This is a genomic window from Myceligenerans indicum, assembly GCF_016742955.1.
Taxonomy (GTDB): Bacteria; Actinomycetota; Actinomycetes; order Actinomycetales; family Cellulomonadaceae; genus Myceligenerans; species Myceligenerans indicum.
The window spans coordinates 1-18,414 of the sequence record NZ_JABBYC010000064.1; the positions used below are offsets into that span (position 1 = coordinate 1).

At 72.7% G+C, this 18,414-nt stretch carries 10 protein-coding genes and 1 pseudogene; 4 read left to right on the forward strand and 7 right to left on the reverse strand.

Annotated features, from left to right (window positions below):
• Nucleotides 1-37: 37 nt before the first annotated feature.
• Nucleotides 38-1,024 (forward strand): annotated as a pseudogene (gene sucB, locus HGK34_RS20190) (2-oxoglutarate dehydrogenase, E2 component, dihydrolipoamide succinyltransferase); the annotation flags it as partial.
• A 188-nt stretch (nucleotides 1,025-1,212) separates the two neighbouring features.
• Here sucB and HGK34_RS20195 read toward each other — a convergent pair.
• Both HGK34_RS20195 and HGK34_RS20200 read right to left on the reverse strand, forming a co-directional pair.
• On the reverse strand, nucleotides 1,213-2,568 hold the full coding sequence (locus HGK34_RS20195; RefSeq protein ID WP_201850824.1) for a hypothetical protein: 1,356 nt from the start codon (nucleotides 2,566-2,568) through the stop codon (nucleotides 1,213-1,215).
• A 144-nt stretch (nucleotides 2,569-2,712) separates the two neighbouring features.
• Nucleotides 2,713-3,726 (reverse strand): Gfo/Idh/MocA family protein, encoded by a 1,014-nt coding sequence (locus HGK34_RS20200; protein WP_201850826.1) that lies wholly within the window; start codon nucleotides 3,724-3,726, stop codon nucleotides 2,713-2,715.
• Nucleotides 3,727-3,906: 180 nt separating this feature from the next.
• Here HGK34_RS20200 and HGK34_RS20205 point away from each other — a divergent pair, with 180 nt between their 5' ends.
• A complete protein-coding gene (locus HGK34_RS20205) occupies nucleotides 3,907-4,641 on the forward strand; it encodes an HNH endonuclease family protein (protein WP_307816132.1) in 735 nt (244 codons plus the stop codon).
• 20 nt (nucleotides 4,642-4,661) lie between these two features.
• Here the strand turns inward: HGK34_RS20205 and HGK34_RS20210 are convergent, their stop codons facing one another.
• The 5 genes from HGK34_RS20210 to HGK34_RS20230 form a co-directional block, all read right to left on the reverse strand.
• A complete protein-coding gene (locus tag HGK34_RS20210) occupies nucleotides 4,662-6,797 on the reverse strand; it encodes a hypothetical protein (protein ID WP_201850828.1) in 2,136 nt (711 codons plus the stop codon).
• Complete coding sequence (locus HGK34_RS20215; RefSeq protein ID WP_244666990.1) at nucleotides 6,794-8,131, reverse strand: VWA domain-containing protein; 1,338 nt, start codon at nucleotides 8,129-8,131, stop codon at nucleotides 6,794-6,796. Before HGK34_RS20215 ends, HGK34_RS20210 begins: the two co-directional genes overlap by 4 nt.
• A complete protein-coding gene (locus HGK34_RS20220) occupies nucleotides 8,128-11,079 on the reverse strand; it encodes a DUF5682 family protein (RefSeq protein WP_201850830.1) in 2,952 nt (983 codons plus the stop codon). The genes HGK34_RS20215 and HGK34_RS20220 overlap by 4 nt, the downstream gene beginning before the upstream one ends.
• Nucleotides 11,076-12,200: an ATP-binding protein gene (locus HGK34_RS20225; RefSeq protein WP_201850832.1), complete on the reverse strand. Its 1,125-nt coding sequence runs from the start codon at nucleotides 12,198-12,200 to the stop codon at nucleotides 11,076-11,078. Before HGK34_RS20225 ends, HGK34_RS20220 begins: the two co-directional genes overlap by 4 nt.
• A 128-nt stretch (nucleotides 12,201-12,328) precedes the next feature.
• Nucleotides 12,329-16,123 (reverse strand): DUF4132 domain-containing protein, encoded by a 3,795-nt coding sequence (locus HGK34_RS20230; RefSeq protein ID WP_201850835.1) that lies wholly within the window; start codon nucleotides 16,121-16,123, stop codon nucleotides 12,329-12,331.
• Between the two features lie 211 nt (nucleotides 16,124-16,334).
• Here HGK34_RS20230 and lipB point away from each other — a divergent pair, with 211 nt between their 5' ends.
• The gene (gene lipB, locus HGK34_RS20235; RefSeq protein ID WP_372433170.1) at nucleotides 16,335-17,117 is read left to right on the forward strand and encodes a lipoyl(octanoyl) transferase LipB; all 783 of its coding nucleotides are present in this window, start codon (nucleotides 16,335-16,337) and stop codon (nucleotides 17,115-17,117) included.
• Between the two features lie 153 nt (nucleotides 17,118-17,270).
• A complete protein-coding gene (gene lipA, locus HGK34_RS20240; RefSeq protein ID WP_201850839.1) occupies nucleotides 17,271-18,275 on the forward strand; it encodes a lipoyl synthase in 1,005 nt (334 codons plus the stop codon).
• The last annotated feature ends 139 nt before the right edge of the window (nucleotides 18,276-18,414 follow it).

Below are 18,414 nucleotides of genomic sequence, written 5' to 3' on the forward strand. Positions count from 1 at the left end.
CCTTATCGTCGGCAGCGTCAGATGTGTATAAGAGACAGCCCCCGCTCCGGCAGCCCCTGCCCCGGCGACGACCGAGGGCGCCCGGTCCGCCGGCTCGTACCTGACGCCGCTGGTCCGCAAGCTCGCGGCCGAGAAGGGCGTGGACGTCACGACGATCACCGGCACCGGCGTCGGTGGCCGCATCCGCAAGGAGGACGTGCTGGCGGCGGCCGAGGCGAAGTCCGCCGCGCCTGCCGCTCCGGCCGCGGCAGCTCCGACGTCGTCCCCCGCGGCGCCGTCGACGGTCCTGGAGGTCTCGCCGCTGCGGGGCACCACGGAGAAGATGTCGCGCCTGCGCAAGGTCGTCGCCGAGCGGATGCTCGAGGCCGTGCAGACCCAGGCGCAGCTCACCACGGTCATGGAGGTGGACGTCACCCGCGTGGCGCGCCTGCGGGCCCGGGCGAAGGAGTCGTTCCTCGCCCGAGAGGGCGCGAAGCTCACGTTCCTGCCGTTCTTCACCCTGGCCGCGGTCGAGGCGCTGAAGGCGTACCCCAAGGTCAACGCCACGATCGACACGCAGGCCGGCACGATCACGTACCACCCGTCGGAGAACGTCGGCATCGCCGTGGACACCGACCGTGGGCTCGTGGTCCCGGTGATCAAGAACGCGGGTGACCTGAACCTGGCCGGCATCGCGCGCCAGATCCAGGACCTGGGATCGCGCACTCGCGCGAACAAGGTGACGCCGGACGAGCTGTCGGGCGGCACGTTCAACATCACCAACACCGGGTCGGGCGGGTCGCTGATCGACACCCCGATCGTCCCGGTGGGGCACGCGGCGATCCTCGGCACGGGCACCATCACCAAGAAGCCCGTCGTGGTCACCGACGCGGACGGCAACGACTCCATCTCCGTGCACCAGATGTCGTACATCTTCCTGTCGTACGACCACCGCCTGGTCGACGGCGCGGACGCCGCCCGCTTCCTGACGGCCATCAAGAACCGCATCGAGGAAGGCGCGTTCGAGTCGGAGCTCGGTCTCTGATCCGAACGGACCCGACGACGAAGGGGCCGGACCGCCGATACCACGGCTGTCCGGCCCCTTCGTGTGTTCAGAGATCCGGTCCTGCTGAAAGTCCGGTTCCGCTCAAGTCTGTCCTGCTCAAGTCTGTCCTGCTCAAGGACCCCGTCGCGCTCGGGGGTCCCGGGGCGCTCGGGGATCCCGGGGCGCTCTCACGACACCCGGGCGACCCGCCAGCCCTCGTCCGTCCAGGACATCTGGAGCATGGCCGACCGCGGCTCCGACTCCGGGACATGAACCGGGCCCGAGTCTCCCATCTGCACGTGCGCGCTGATCGAGTACTCCACACGCACGACCACCGAGTCCAGCGCGACGCCCTTGGACAAGTGACCACCCCCGTCGGGCTTGGTCCCGACCACCTCGGCCTCGGTGACATCGACCTCAGCCCCCGCCACGTGCTGGCTCCAGAAGAAGATGCGGTTGAGCAGGGCGATGTCCGCGGCGTGTGCGGGCGACCCGGCCTGATCGATGTCGGACACCTCGACCGGCATACCGGTCAGCAGCAGCATCCGCAGGCGTGTCAGCTCGATCGCGGCCTTCACCGGGTCGCCCCGGTCGGCGATCGCGGCGAGATCGGCACCGAGCTGCTCGGCGGTCCGGGGCGTCTTGGGGTCGAGCTCTTCCTCGGACGTGGAGCCCGGCTCGGAGGCGGGATCCCCGGACGGCAGCAGGCCCGGCACCGAGACGAGGGCGCCCGCCCCGAGACCGAACGCGACCCCGGCCGCGGCCACGGCGAGCACGGCGCTTCTTCCGTGACGGGTCCGGCGCGGTGCCGAGGCCGAGTACTGCCCCACGAGGTCCTCACGGCGCACCACTCGCCCTCCGGCGGCAGGCCCGATGATGGAGATCGGGCCCGTGCGCGCCGCCTCGACGAGCTCGTCGGGAGGGGGCATGTGCACCCGCTCCGGAAGCACGACGCCGTACACCTGGGCGGCGAACGTGCCTGCCTCGGGGCGTTCGCGCGGGTCTGCGGCACACGCCTGGACCAGCGCACCACGCAGGGCCAGATCTGCACCACTCAACGGCGCGGGCCTGCCGTCCGGCCCCGTGGCTCCGGTCCGCAGCACGGACTGCGCGAGCCGGGCCAGTGACGGGACGTCCGCGACGGGCTCCTCACCCACGCTCTCGGCCGGAAGGGCGAGGCGCGGGCGGAGCATCGGCACGCCCTCGGGGGTGAACAGCACATCGGTGGGCTCGACCTGTCCGTGCACGAGCCCCGCGGCGTGCAGGGCGGCGAGCGCCTGGGCGACGGAGACCACCATGCATGACGCCTCGGCCGCCGTGAAGGGTCCCCGGGACGCGAGAACCGTGGGCAGGTCCGCCGCGTCCGGCCGGTCGAGACGCACGTCGATGCGATCGCCGCCGGACGGCGAGATGGTCACCAGCCGCACCAGGCTCGGGTGATCGATGTCCGCCAGCGTGTCGAGGCGCCGGACCAGCAGGTCCCGGGCCAGCCCCGCGGCCGGTACCGTGACGGGAACGAGTTCCGTGGCGTCGATGAGATGCACGTATTCATAACTACGCCCGCTGCGTCACGCTCGCCCGCTGTCCACTGATATGCGCGACCACTTCGAGAGTGGTAGACCGGCGCGCCGGCCGAGTGTCCGGCGTCGCACCCCGGCCGTCGTCCCGGCGCGTTCCCGGCGGCCGGGTCACACGTCCACGATGCGGCCCTCCCGGGCTGCGACGCGGGCGGCGTCGAGGACCTCGGCGGTGCGCACGGCGTCGGCCGGGTCGACGGGCACCGGGGCGTCGTCGTCGGTCAGCCACGCCTCCACGGCACGGTAGAAGTCGGCGTGGCCGCCGGGCGCGGCGGGCACAGGCGTGCGCTCCCGGCCGTGGGTGAGCCAGCCCGCGGTTCCGTCCGGCGCGCCCTCGTCGAGGACCTCGAAGGGTGAGGCGTCTCCCTCGAAGGTCGTCACGACGAAGGCGCCGCCTGTCCCGAGCACGCGGGTGCGCGGTCCGGGGGCGCCGACCAGGGATCCCGCCCACAGACGGGAGACCACGTGGTCGGCGTGGTGCAGCACGAGGAACACGTCGTCCTCGACGGGGGTGGTCAGGGCGCGCATCTCCGCGTAGACGGCCTCGACCCTGCCGAACAGCTGCGTGGCGGAGTCCACGAGGTGAGGGCCGAGGTCGAGCAGGAGTCCGCCACCCTTGGGGTCCCGCTCCTTCCACCGCTGGCGGGGCACGGGACGCCAGCGCTCCCAGCGCCGCTCGAAGGTGTGCACGTCGCCGAGGTCACCGCGCCTCACGAGGGCCTGGAGGGTGAGCTGCTCGGGGTCCCAGCGCCGGTTGTGGAACACCGTGAACGGGGTTCCCGCGTCGGTGGCGGCGGCGAGGACGCGGCGCGCCTCGGCCGCATCGACACCGATCGGCTTGTCCAGCACGAACGGGACGCCGGCGGCGGCGACGGCCGCCGCGTGCTCGACGTGCATAGCGGTCGGGCTCGCGATGACCACGAGGTCGTAGGCGCCACGGTCGTCGAGCATGCCTGCGAGGTCGTCGTGCAGCTTGGCCCCCGGCCAGTCCCCCGCGGCCTGCACGCGCCGTCCCGGATCCCGGGTGACGACGGCAGTCACCGTCATGCCCGCCTCGCGTGCGAGGTTCGCATGAATCTGTCGTCCCGCTCCGCCGTATCCGACGATTCCCAGCCGTAGTGCCATTCGCCCATCGTGCCCGAGTCGCGCGTCCCGCGCGCGGGCTGTCCGACCTGCGGTGAGAGTTGACCCGCCGGACGACGCGGCCGACGCCTGCCGCAGCCGAGCGTGCGCCCGCCGTTATCGTTCGGCTGGTATATATACGCGGTAAGACTGAATATCGCACTAACACGGTATTGGAGCAACGTGGCCGCTGCATCCGACTCGAACAAGTCGCTTTCCGAACAACTGGGCAAGCGCAAGGCCCTGCAGGTGACGCTGGTGGTGATCGCGGCACTCGTCCTTGCGGGCAACTTCGTCCTCAAGTCGTTGGGCGACGCCTCCACCCCGGCCGAGGGAGCCGAGGGGTCGGCCCTGGAGGCGCTGAGCCAGCTCGACATCGGCGAGTGGGAGGACGAGGACGGGTACGACCGCGACGAGTTCGGCACCGCGTGGAAGGACGTCGACCACAACTCGTGCGACACCCGCAACGACATCCTGGCCCGCGACCTGGAGAACCTGGAGTACACCGAGGGCGACTCGTGCCAGATCTCGTCCGGCACGCTGGAGGACCCGTACACCGGTGACGAGATCGACTTCGAGCGCGGCCCGCACTCGGGTGACGTCCAGATCGACCACATCGTCGCGCTCAAGAACGCGTGGGTGACGGGTGCCTACGCGTGGGACCAGGAGGAGCGCGAACAGATCGCGAACGATCCGCTCAACCTCGTCGCGTCCGACGGCCCGGCGAACATGGGCAAGGGTGCCGACGACACCTCCGAATGGCTCCCCGACAACGGGTCCTACCGGTGCGAGTACGTGGCCGCGCAGGTCGCCGTGAAGATCAAGTACGACCTGTGGGTCACCCAGGACGAGCACGACGCGATGGCGGACGTCCTGACGTCGTGCCCGTCCGAGCCTCTCCCGACGGGCGGCCTGTGACCCAGCTGTACTGACCCGGGTCAGTACACCTGCGCGGCGGCGGCGACCTCGCGGGTGCGGCGCACCAGGAAGGCCGCACGAGCCACCGCCGCCGGCGTGAGCGTCACCGCGCCGATGTCGCGTCCGGCGTCCTCCCTCGCGGCGTCGTCCCTCGCGAGATCGGCATCGTCCCTCGTGAGATCGGAGACGGCGCGTTCGAGGGTGCTCAGCCCGAGATCCCGCCCCAGGGCCCGCGCGAGGTCGAGATCGGACCGCTGGCGTGCCGTGAGCCGGCGCCGGCCGGTGGCGGCCACCGCGACCAGGACGTCCCAGGCAAGGCGGCACGCGCGAACGGCCGGCGGGTCGGGCTCGGCGCCCTCGGTCACGGCCTGGGCGCGGGACCGCATGCGTGCCACGCGCGACATGCGCCGGCGCCAGGTGTCCCAGAGGTGGTGGCTCCAGCGCGACTCGCGACCGATCTGGTACTCCTCCGTGACGGACGGGCTCACCAGCCGGATGCTGCCGCCGTCACCGCGCAGGAAGAGTCCGACGGGCTCGACGCGGCCTTCCCGCCGCTCGACGGTCACCCCGACGACCGGCCGGCGGCCTGCCAGGACGTGCAGGAGAGTGTCGGCGGTGCGGCGGTCCTCGACGGGCACGCGCAGCAGGTGCTCCTTGCCGACGGAGTCGGTGACGGCCCAGGTCAGGTCCTGACGGACCTCGTCGATGCCGATCTCGCCCGTGTCACGCACGAGCAGCAGACGCACGTGCGACGGTCGGCGTCCGAACCCGACCGTGTCCCGCGGGGGTCGCGCCGTCCCGGTCCGGTCGGCGATCTCCCGCAGCTCCTCCAGGTCGAGGTCCCCGAGCGACTCGACCCTCGGGGTCCCGCCCGCACCGAGCGTGCCGTCCGGGCGTGTCCGGACGGCCGTCAGGGAGAACGGTCCCTCGCTGAGGCGAGCGGGCGACGCTTTCCACAGCAGCGGCGCATCCCACTCCCGGCGGAACGTCGGGTCCGATCCCGCAGGACGTCCTGTGACCGCCGTGCGGACGCACTCCTCGGCAGGATCCCAGGCGGCGAGCACGAGCCCTCGCGACCCGCTCGGCGCGGTCCACCACCGCACGCCGAGCGGGACCAGGCGCGCGACGTCGACCTCGTCCTCCTCCCGGCTCGAACGCCTCCCGGCGGGCCGCCTGACTCCCTCGGCCCGCGTCGCGGAGTCCTCGCGCGCCCTGCCCGTGGTGCCGGCCCCCCGGGCGCGGCCGGTCACGCCGGTCACGCCGGTCGCGCCGGTCCCGTCGTCCGCGCCGGCTCGACCTGCCTCGCCGGCGCGGCCGGTCCCGTGCGGTGTGGGGGCGGCCTCCTCATCCGCCCGGCCTGCCCGGGCGTGCACCTCGCACAGGGCCCAGATCTCGGTGAGAGTCGACAGCAGGTCGGACTCGTCCGTGCCGTCGGCGTGGGCAGCCAGATCGGCGGCCTGCCCGGACGCGGTCCGCAGCAGGGCATCCAGACGCAGCCCGTGCACGGGGTCGAATCCCGCGACGCGGACACGTCCGGCGAGAGCGCGGAATGCCTCCGGCGCGTCGTCGCGCACGTGGGCGAGGCCGCTGTCGAGCAGGTGGACGACGGCGTCCCGGACCTCGGCGAGCGCGACGGCGCGACGCCGGGCAGCGGCCGAGTGCCCGCGCGGGACCGGCCGGCGGACCGCGGCGCGTTTCGCCGGCTGCGTCTCATCCGCTCGGGACGGTGGGACCGGTTCCGCCGAGCCGGTCCCGACGGCGCCCGCGGAGGAAGCCCCGGCAGCGGCCGTGCCGTCACCACCCGGGCGTCCCGGGGACGACCCGCGCTCACTGCCGGAGGCGGGGTCCTGGTCGTCCGCTCCCGGAACGGTGGGCGGCCGCACGCCGCGCTCGGCAGCCCGGTCCCGCGCCCACCGCCAGGCCACGACCATGTGAACGCACACTCCCCCGGTGGGGCACTGGCATGCCACCGCCGCGGGCCCGCGCCCGTCCACGCGGACCGCGCACCCACCGATCACGAGGTCCGCGCCCTTGGCGTCCGAGCCCTGCTCGACGACGTCACCGGACAGCTTCCTCGCGCGGCGCAGCATCCCCGTGCTCGCCAGTGTGACGAGCTCCTCGTCCGCCAGCGCGGCGTACGGCTCCAGGAACCTCATGTCAGCACCTCTCCCAGCCACTCGGCGAATCTTTCGGGCGTCAGCGCCGCCACTTCCATGCCGGCGTCGGCGAGGTGCCGGGCCGTGCCCTGGTCGTAGACGGGTTCGGCCGTCTCGTCGAGCGCGGCAAGCCCGAGCAGGGTCACGCCCGAGGACCTCAGGCGCCCCACGGCCGCCAGGAGGTCGGAGACCGAACCTCCCTCGCAGAAGTCGCTCACCAGCGCCACGACCGTGCGCGACGGGTCACGCACCTGACCCTCGGCGAACCGCACGGCGCGAGCGATGTCGGTACCACCTCCGAGCTGGGCCGTGAGCAGGACGGAGACCGGGTCGTGCGCGAGGTGGGACATGTCGACGACGCTCGTGTCGAACAGCACCAGCCGAACGTCGATCCCGGGGAGTCCCGACAGGATCCCCGCACACACCGCGGAGTACAGCATCGAGGCCGCCATTGAGCCCGACTGATCCACCAGCACGATGACGTCCCAGGTCAAGGCCCGCTTCTGGCGGGCGTTGAACCGCACGTCCTGGACGAGCATCCGCCCGTCGGCGTCGACCCGACCGAGGTTGGCGCGCAGTGTCCGTTTCCAGTCGAAGTTGCGCGCCACCCGGTGCGTCGACCGTCGCGACCGGTCCACCCGGCCGCCCACCGCGGTCAGGAACCGCGGGCGGAGGCGCCGCACCACGTCCTCCACCACACGCTCGATGACTCGGCGGACGCCGTCGGCCACCGACGGGGCAAGCTTGCCGCGCGCCTGGAGCAAAGCCGTGGCAAGCTCCCGCGACGGTTCCATCGCCTCGACCGTCTCCCGGTCCCCCAGCAGGTCGGTCAACCCGTAGCGGCCCACGGCCTCCACCTGCATGCGCTCGAAGGTCTCGCGCGGGAAGAGGGATCGCGCCTCGCCCAGCCACGTGAGCGCGGAGAAGTCGACGCCGTGCGGCGCCGAGCCGTCGAGCGTCCCCGCACCCCCTCGCCCGCCACCCCTGCCATGCCGCGAGACGGCGTGGCCGCGGGCCGTGTACTCGCGGTCGTAGAGGAAGCCCAGCGTGCTGTCCAGCCGCTGGTCGCCGTCCGACACGTCGAGGTGTCCGGAGGCGTACCGGCCCAGCACGAGCCGCCAGCGCCGCGCCGCCTCCTGGTCGGAGCCGGCGCGCGACGGCGGCCGCGCGGTTCCCGGTTGCGTCATACCCGGCTGCGTCACCCCTGGGTCCGTGGCTCCCGGCTCCGTGGTTCCCGGCTCCGCGGTTCCCGGCTCCGTGGTTCCCGGCTCCGTGGTTCCGGGCCGCGCCGGTCCCGTCCCGGTGGGGACCGGTTCCTGCTCCGTCCCAGTCATGCGTTTCCTCCGTTCCAGTGCGCCAGCCCGTCACGGGCCAGGACGGCCGCGAGCTCGCGTTCGACGGCGAGCCCCAGCGCCAGGTCCTTCTCGTCGAGACGCACCCGCACGTCGACGTCGGCCGCCCGGGAGCCCGTCCGCTCTGCGACCCGCTCGGCCAGCCGGTGCGTCTCCGTGGGGCGCAGCCAGGTGAAGCCGCGACGCAGATCGGGCAGCACCGCCAGGAAGGCGTCCGGTGACAGGTCACGGATCGCACCGTCGACCGCGTCGAACAACTCAGGGGTGTACAGCAGCAGGTCCGGGGCCGCCCGCAGGACGCCACCGAGGAAGCGCACGGCGGACGCAGGATCCGCACCCGGACGCAGGGCACCTCGCACGCGGGCCACCAGCGCGTCGTCGGGGACGTCGCCGTCCACCGACCCGATGGCGAGCAGCGCACCACGCACGGCGGGTGCCGACTCCTCGTCGTCGCGCAGCCGCGCCAGCTCGCGCGCCACCGCCGACGCCGGACCGGCCGCGCCATCGGGCGGAACGCCACGACCTGTGTCGCCGGCGGGACCCGCCACGCCGGCGCGGTTCGTGCCGCCGGCGCGGTCGACGCCGCGAGCCGCCCACGCCCTGTTCGCGTCCCGGACCAGGGCGTGCAGTTCCAGCAGCGACGCCACGGCGGCCTCCTCGTCCTCCGGGCCTGCGCGACCGGCGTCGGACACCAGGTATGCCGCCGTGGCCAGCGCCTGCGCGACCAGCGACAGCAGGTCGTCGGCCGGGCCCTGGTCCGGCACGGCGACCTGGTCCGGCACAGGGGTCCGCCCGTCCTCGGGGACGGGCGGCTGTGCGGCCCCACCCGCGGTGGCCGACGGGACCAGGCCGAGCTCCACCCGCGAGCGCCACAGCCCGAGCAGGCGGCGCCCTGCCGTCACCACGGAGGCCAGGTCGCGGTCCGTGTCGAGCGTCCGTGCGAGCAGGCCGACGAGCCGGGGCAGCTGTGCCGTCAGCCCGACCACAGCGGCCCGGGCCACGAGCTCGGCCGCCCCGTCCGCCGCGGCCGGTGCTCCGTCCGCACGCAACCGTTCCTCCGACTGGCGCAGTACCGTCACGGCGGCGGCCTCCACGGTGGCGCCGAGGTGTGACAGCTCGACGAGGCGCGCCTCGACGACCGGCGTCCAGCAGTACTCCCACTCCTCGCCGATCAGGCCGAGCCCGCGCCCGGCGACGTGGTCCGGTCCGGAGAGCTGACGCCCGAACCCGCAGTCGATCAGGTCCAGCAGCGCGAGAACCTGCCTGCGGGCGCGGTGGGTGGGTGTGCGCCGGGCATCGAGGCGCGCTGTGCGCGGGAGGGTCGTGTCGATGTCGAGCCCGACGGCGATCACCCGGTCCCGCGCGTCCCGCACCAGTGGTGGGACGGCACCACCGTCCGGGACCCGGCCGGTGCCGCCACCGCCGAACACCTCGGCGACGGCGAGTCCGAGGGGACGTTCGGGACCGATCCCTCCGTCGTCGGTCACGAAACAGGAGGTGACGGCGTCCAGGACGTCGGTTCGGCCGGGAGTCGAGCGCATCCGCAGGTCCGCGAGCCGCGACGCGGCCACGGAGGCTGCCGCCACCTGCGGGGTGGAGACCCGGTGCCCGCGGTCCGCGGCGGCGCGTGCGATGTCGACGAGCACCTGTGTGGCGACGGCATGCGCGGGACTGTCGTCCGGGTGCGGGCCGCTGTCGCGGCGACCGCCTCCCAGGTGGGCGCCGTACAGGCGTTCGTAGTACCCCGGGGAGGGCATGCCGGCGCCGTAGCCGCGCAGACCGTCGAGGCGCTCGTGGTCGTAGCGGATCAGCCAGGCGTCACCCGTCGCCTGTGGTCCGTAGCCGCCGTCGGGCCACTGACGACGCACGGGCTCTCCCTCGGGCAGACCCGCGAGCGCCTCGGCGATCGCGAGGGTGTGGAACGCTCCGGTCACCACCAGGACGGGACCGCGGGTGGGGGGCGTGCCTTCCCCGGACTGGTCAGGCACGGGCGTCTCGGCAGCCGGGACTCCCGGCGCGGGATCCCCGGCCGCGGGGCCCTGCGGCGCGGCCCTGCCGGAAGGTGTGCCTGCCGGCGCCGGGAGGAGACCCGCGGCCTCGGCGGTGCGGGCGGACATGCGGGCCTCCCTGTCCAGGGATCCGTCCGCGGCGAGCACCTCGTCCTCGTAGTCGAGACGGGACAGCGCCGCCCAGGCGAAGACGTCGTCGAACGTTGTCCGCCAGCTCGCGAGGTCAGCGGGCGACCGGGTCTCGAACAGGTGGTCCCAGACCTCGTCGTGGTCGCGGCAGCCGAGCCGTCGTGCGAGCGCGGCGACCGACCGCGAGTGGGCCAGGTACCGCTCTGACATGAGGGTTCGGGCGAACGGGTCCGCGTCGGTGGTCTCCGCCGGGGCGACAGCCGGGTGTCGTGCGGCTTCCGGGGGTGCGGTGGCGGGTACGGCGCCGGCTTCCGGGGCTGCGGACCGTACCCGGTCGGCGGCGGGACGGTCGCAGAAGCGGATCTCCGCGCCGGCCTCGTGGGCGGCGCGCAGCGCGACCCACTCCGGCGAGAACGACGCGAGCGGGTAGAAGGACGCGCCTCCGGATCTGCTCGGTCCGCCGGGTGGGCTCTGCGTGCCGGGTGTGCTCTGTGTGCCGGGCCCGTCGGGCAGGCTGAGGAGCGCGACCGGCGGCCGGGTCTGCTCGTGCAGCAGTTCCGGCAGGAGGTGGGTGTACTCCTCGGGTCCCTCGATCAGCACGACCGCGGGCCGCAGTTCCTCGATCGCCCGCCGGACTGCGATCGCGCAGGCGGGTGAGTGGTGGCGCACCGGGGCGAGGTACACGCCCTGTTCGCGCAGCGACTCGACGGCGGTGGCGGCGCGGCGGAGTCGGTCGGGGGCGAGCGTCCACACGTCGCGCAGGCCCGTTGCCGCGACGGTCTCGGTGCTCACCGCCACAGCACCTCGGCCGCGTCGAAGAACGCCTTCCATCCCTTGTCCTTGCGCGCACGCTCACGCACCACGTTGTCGACGTAGTGACGCAGCCGGCGTGCGTCCTCCTCGTCGCCCTTCAGCGCGACGCCCGCCACCTGCCGGGCGACCTCCGCCGCGGTGACCCGGCCGTCTCCCAGGTAGCGCGCCTCCAGCGATGCCGCGACGGCCACGTTCACGGCCTCCGCGGTGGACATCACCGTCTCGGGCCTTTTGACGGGGGCGCCGTCGCGTGTGGTGCCCGAACGCAGTTCCTGGAAGACGGTGACCAGGACCTCGAGCACGTCGCGCGGCACGGCGGGCCGGTCGTTCGCGGTGCCGAGCTCGGCGGTGAGCTGTCGTTCGACGAGCTCGATCTCGAAGTTGCGGTCTCGCACCGGGGCCACGGTCTCGAACGAGAACCGGCGCTTGAGCGCGGCCGACATCTCGTGGACGCCACGGTCCTTGAGGTTCGCGGTCGCGATGACGTTGAACCCGGGCCGGGCCGCCTCGCGGGCGTCCGGGCCCAGCTCCGGGACCATGAGCTGCTTCTCCGACAGGATCGACACGAGCGTGTCCTGGATCTCGGGGGCGCAGCGCGTGATCTCCTCGAACCGGACGAGCGACCCGGCGCGCATCCCCGTCATCACGGGTGACGGCACAAGGGATCGCTCGGTGGGGCCCTCGGACACCAGCAGGGCGTAGTTCCACGAGTACCGCACATGGTCCTCGGTGGTGGCCGCCGTGCCTTGCACGGTCAGCGTGGACGTCCCGCTCACCGCCGCCGACAGCAGCTCCGACAGCATCGACTTGGCGGTACCGGGCTCACCCACCAGCATCAGGCCCTGACGTCCCATGAGCGCCACGACGGCCCGGTCGACCAGCGGGTCGTCGCCGTAGAACTTGCGGCTCACCCCGCGCTGGTCGTCCCCCACCACGAACGCGCGCACCGCCCGGGGGCTCAGCCGCCAGCCGGGCGGCAGCTCGGCGCTGCGCTCCGCGTCCCAGGCGGCGAGCCTGGCCAGCTCCTCGGCGTAGCGCACCTCCACGGGAGGGCGCTGTTCGGCCGCGTCAGGGCGGGTCTCGGTGGTCTCGGTCGTCATTCTCAGGTATTCCTCTCGTGCACAGGTTGCTGCCGGGTCGTGCCAGGTCGCGCGGCTCGCATCAGCTGCGACCGAACGAGCGGCACGGGCGGTCCCGTTCGCCAGGACCGCCACCTCACCCGGTGGGCTCAGTACTCGGACTTCCGCTCCCAGTCGGGGTCGTACGCCCCCGCCGAGGCCACGTCCAGGTAGTCGGCGTAGGTCTCGGCCAGGAGCACGTGCGGGACATCGGCGAGCGGAACGACGCCGTGCTCGCCCCACGTGCCGGGCTTGCGGAAGGTCAGGTCCTTCACCGCGGCGGGAATGTTCTCGTTGCCCATGAACGCGCCCGTGAACTCGATCTCGGCAACCAGTCCGGCCGACGGGTACTCCTTCGTGTACTCGTAGAACCACCCGGCGTCCTGCACCTCGCCGTTCCTGTACCCGCGGGCGTGCAGCCGACCCCGCACCGTGTAGGAGTCGGTGAGCCAGCCGCGGCGGTCGGTCACGCGCAACGCACCCTCACCCATGTCCGGGATCGCGGTCCTGAACTGCTCGAACAGCGGCTCGACCTCGTAGTCGGCCAGGTGCTCGCGCCAGGCTTCGGGGGTGTCCGCGCCGCCGTTCCCTTCTCCGAGCGTGGTGGCGTGCGCGATGCCGACCACGGCCTCGTCCCCGGCCCCGTCGAGCGTCACGTCCTCGTCGTCCACGGCGACCAGCGCGCCGTCGTCGGGCCGGAACGCCCGTTGCCCGGGCGTGCCCGGCGCGGCCAGCCACACCACACGCGCCGCGAGGCGCGACATCACGGGATGCTCGGCGACGAACTCACGCCATTCCGCGGCGCTCCACGTGCGGCCCAGGATCATGGCCTCGCGCAGGCGGCGGGACTGCAGCTCCGCGACCGTCTTCAGCTCCTTCTTGCTCACCGTGAGCTGGGAGCGAGCGTCCTTGTAGGAGGCGCGGGTGTCCTCGTCCGCGCCTTGGGGCGTGCTCGGCGGCGTCCTGACGACCTTGCCCTTGTCGTTGCGCAGCTCGATCGTGAACGCGTCGGTGATGCGCCCGGTGTACGCACGGGTGCCGAAGGACAGCCGCAGCACGCCGTCGGCGTCGAACCCGGCGGTCTGGACGGTGCGGTCGGCGAGCTGATCGGCGGTCCAGCCGCGTGCCTCGGCGAGCTGCCCCGCGAGCTGCCCCGCAAGCTCACGCACGGTGCGGAGCTTGAACTGCCGGGACACGGCGAGCAGGAGCTGCACGGCGGGCCGGTCGCCGTTCGCCGCCAGCGCCCGCACGAGCGTGTCCGCCTGGGAACGCCGCTGCGGGTGCGCCTTGAAGTAGTGCTGCGCGGCGGTCGCCAGCTCGGTTCCGGGCATGCCGACGGTGAGCGCCAGAAGTCCCTTGTCCTTGGTCGCGGAGCCCAGGTAGGTGGCCTGATGGTCCCTGTATGCGCGACGGTAGTGCTCGTCCACACCGATCGCCGCCCGCTCCTGCGCCCAGGACGAACCGGGGTTCTGGGCCAGCCACTGCTGGGACCAGGCGTGCTGCTGCTGCGCCACCCTCTCGGCGTACTCCCGCGACTCGGCGGCCGACGGGCCCCGCGTGTCCTGGGCGATCCATGCACGCAGCACGTACGAGCCCAGCGTCTCCCGCGACACCTCGTCGAGCAGCGAGACGTAGCGGGCCAGCAGTCCCTCACCGCTGGGATTCTTGAGCCGCACGGCGAGCACCACCCACCAGCGCACGATCTCGCGCGGCACCTTCGTCCCGTCCCTCCAGCGCAGGTCCGGGAGCGCGTCGAGCGGGAACCAGGACAGGCTGACCGGCGCCTTCTTCCTCAGCCCCTTGGCAGCCTCGGCCGCCAGTTTCTCCACCGACAGTTCATCCGTGATGTCCTCGCCGAGCGACTCCAGCGCCGTGAGGAGCGCCGCCCGCGCATCCTCCCGGCGCTCCTTGCGCAGCGCCGCACGCAGGGCCGGCACCGCCTCCTTGTCACCGAGGTTCGCCAGCCACGCCGCGGCCGACGCACGCACCGCCGACCTGCCGTCGGTCAGTCCCTGCTCGGCGAGCGCCAGCACCTTCGGATGCCGCGCCAGGACACGCTGCGCCTCCAGCCGGTGCGTCTTGCCGGAGCCCATCGCGAGCGCGCTGAGGCGGGGAAGCAGTGTGGTGGGCACGACGGGGAAGTGATCGAGGATCTCCAGCACCACGGCGGGCGCGTGGTTCGCGTCATAGCTGTCCCGGGGTGTCAACCGGTGCTCCAGCACGTCGACCCGCTCCGCGAAGTACGGCCACATGCGTTCCGCCGGGATCTCCTCCGCGCCCCACCACCGCTCGAACACGAGGTCGGCAATCGCCTCGTCCGCGTCCTCGAACCCCGCGCGGGCGAGCGCGTCGTGCAGCGCGCGCAGGTCCGAGACCTGGCCGAGCCTGCCCCGCATCGCCCACCACACCTGGTTTCCGGCGCCGGGCGTCGCGTTGACGAGCCGCGCGACGTGCAGGGGCGACGCATCAGGCAGGACCGCCTGGAGGTTGTCGATGAGCCACGCCACGTTGGCCTCGAGCCGCCTGGCGCCCTTCGACCCGGGCGCCGGCGTCCCCGCTGCCGGCTGACGCCCCGACATGATCGCGACCAGCGTGGTGAGGTCGTCGGTGGTGATCCGCTCCAACTGCTTGACACGCTGCTCGGCACTCTGGATGTGCCAGCAGGGCTGGCCCTTCGGGCGTGCGTCACCCTGGTGCTCCTCCAGCGTCTGCCGCAGAGTCTCGCGCGCCACGACGAGCTGCTCGTCCCGGCGGGCCACCGCGGCAGCGATCGTCTCCTGTCCGAGCTCGGCCTCGGGCAGCGCCTCGTACGGCGGGATCTCTGGTTCCGGCTCGGCCGTGGAGCCCAGGGCCCGCTCGCGCTCCACCGCTCTTGCCAGTGCCGCGGCCCTCGCGTCCCGGGCCCGTCCAGAACGCCTGCCGGAGGCCGTGTCCGACGACGCCCGGGCCGCCGCCAGCAGCGCCTCGATCGCGGCGACACCACCCTCGGCGCCTGCCACCCGGGTCACGACGTCGTCGAGGGCGCTCGCGGGGGCGGACTCCAGCAGCGGCGACAGGAGCCGCACGCGTTCGGCGTCAGGGAGCGTCGCCATGATGTCATCGGCCTCACGGCGCACGCCCTTGGACGTGTCGGCGCAGAGCGCCGCCAGCGCGGCGCGCAGCTCCTCCGGGACGGCGTGCGCGGTCATGAAGCCGCAGAACGCCTTCTTTCCCTCGGCGGACAACCGCCGCAGCTGAGCATGGACGACCTCCGGGCGCGCGGCGAGGTACCGCGCCGCCTCGGGGGCCTGCACGAGGGCCCGCAGATCGCCACGGCTCGAGGTGTGGGGGCCACGCGGACGCGCCAGCATGACCTGGACCGTCGCCGCCGTGGCGTCGTCCAGCCCACCTGCCCGAGCCACCGTCTCGATCTGTTCCGGTGTCCAGACGGGACCGTTCTTCTCGCCCCCGCCCACGCGCGTGACCACGACGTCCTGGACGAGCACGCCGAACCAGTCCGGCACGTCGGCGTGGACGTCGGTGTCCGTCACGATCGCGGCCATCAGCCGGCCCATGCGCGAGTACTGCTCCGGCGTGACGTCCTCGTGCGCGTAGGCCCTGCCTCGTGCCCGGGCTCCCTTCTCGATCGTCATGCCGGACGCCGCGCCGCGGACGCGCCCCTCGATGCCGTCGTCCACCCACGTCCAGCCCAGCCGGCCGGGCCGGCTCAGCGCCGCGTCGAGATCCTGCGTGTCCCGGTCCGCGAGCTCCAGCACCAGTTCGGGAGAGGCGCCCTCCAGCACGTACGCGACCGCTCGCTCGTACAGCGGCCCGGCCTCGATCCGCAGCACGCTCAGCGCTTCCGACACGGTGGCCGTGGCGTTCTTACCGCCGATCTTGTCCCGCACTGCCCGCAACATCGTCATCTGTCCCCTCGTTACCGTCTTGAAGGTTGTCTCCGCAGATCAGGGCGCACTTTTCCCGGGGAAATCCAGGGCCCTGCCGGGATGACGCACAACGTAGCCGAGGTCACTGACACGCCCGCGGGAGCGCCGGAACTGCCTCTGGGAGCGCGTGATGGTCATCCACAGGGTGTCGGAGGAGACAGTCCGGCCGCCCGCCGCACGTCGTACGCTGATCCGTGTGGAGAACCCCATCGACATCCAGCGGCTGACCGGTCACGTCGACTACCACGAGGGCTGGGACCTGCAACGCCGCACCCACGAACAGGTCCGCACGGGCGAGGCGCGGGACACGCTCTTCCTGCTGGAGCACGCATCCGTGTACACCGCGGGCCGCCGTACCAACCGCTCGGAGTACCCCACGGACGGCACCGCGGTGATCGATGTCGACCGGGGCGGCAAGATCACGTGGCACGGGCCCGGCCAGATCGTGGCGTACCCGATCGTGCGGCTCGCGCAGGCGTTCGACGTCGTCGGCTACATCCGCACGCTGGAGGCGGCCGTCATGGACGTGTGCGCACAGCTGGGCGTGGAGACGATCCGGGTGGAGGGACGGTCCGGGGTGTGGGTCGCCGCCGACGACCCGGACGCCGTCCCCGACGGCACCGAGCCCCGTCTGGAGCGCAAGGTGTGCGCGATCGGCGCACGGGTGGCCAAGGGCATCACCATGCACGGTCTCGCCCTGAACTGCGACCCGGACCTCGCGGCATTCGGGAAGATCGTCCCGTGCGGTATCCCCGCCGAGGACGCGGACGTGACGTCCCTGTCGGCCGAGCTCGACCGCGACGTCACCGTCGCCGAGGTACTGCCCCTGATCGAAGACGCGCTGGCGCGTCATCTGACGCCGCTGCTCGCGTCGGGACGGGCCGACGACGGTGAGGTCGGGGACGATTCCGCCGCGGTGAGCCCTGCCGGCGCCGGGAACACCGTGCCCACCGGGGCGGTTGCCGCCTCGTAGGACATCGCGTCGCGCGGGCCGCCGGCCCGTGCGACGCCGCCCGGACGACGGGGTGACCAAACCCACGCACGCACGGGCCGCCACCACGACAACCGTCGTCCACCGACGCCGTAGGCTGGCCAGGAGAACCCTGACCTGGGAGGGGAAGACAGCGTGACCATCGCACCCGAGGGCCGTCGCATGCTCCGCGTCGAAGCGCGCAACGCGGCGACCCCCATCGAGAAGAAGCCCGAGTGGATCAAGACGCGGGCAACGATGGGACCCGAGTACCGAGACATGAAGGGCCTGGTCAAGGGAGAGGGCCTGCACACGGTGTGCGAGGAGGCGGGCTGTCCCAACATCTTCGAGTGTTGGGAGGATCGCGAGGCGACATTCCTCATCGGCGGCGACCAGTGCACGCGCCGCTGCGACTTCTGCCAGATCGACACGGGCAAGCCGGCCGAGTTCGACCGCGACGAGCCGCGCCGCGTCGCCGAGTCGGTGCGCACGATGGGGCTGAAGTACTCGACCGTGACGGGCGTCGCGCGCGACGACCTGCCCGACGGCGGAGCCTGGCTCTACGCGGAGACGGTGCGCCAGATCCACGCGATGAACCCGGGCACCGGCGTCGAGCTGCTGATCCCCGACTTCAACGCGATCCCCGAGCTGCTGGACGAGGTCAACGAGTCCCGTCCCGAGGTGCTCGCGCACAACGTGGAGACGGTACCGCGCATCTTCAAGCAGATCCGTCCCGCCTTCCGCTACGAGCGGTCGCTGTCCGTGCTGACGCGGGCTCGTGAGGCCGGGCTGGTGACCAAGTCGAACCTGATCCTCGGGATGGGCGAGACCATCGACGAGGTCAAGCAGGCGCTCGTGGACCTGCACGAGGCCGGCTGCGACCTCATCACGATCACCCAGTACCTGCGCCCGTCCGTGCGGCACCACCCGGTGGACCGCTGGGTGCGGCCCGAGGAGTTCGTGGAGCTGTCCGACTTCGCCGAGGAGACCGGCTTCCTGGGCGTGATGGCCGGGCCGCTGGTGCGCTCCTCCTACCGTGCGGGCCGCCTGTGGGGCCAGGCCATGACCAAGAAGGGCCGCGAGATCCCCGAGGCCCTGAAGCACCTGGGCGAGCCGGTCACGGCCCGCCAGGAGGCCGCAAGCCTCCTCGCCCCCCGCTGACCCGCCGCCCTCTCGGCTGAGGCCGCGTCAGTAGGTTGCTGGCGACCATGACCTGCTCATTGATGGTCGCCGGCAACCTGCTGACGCGGCCTCACTTGTGGCTGTCTCTTATACACATCTGACGCTGCCGACGATAAGG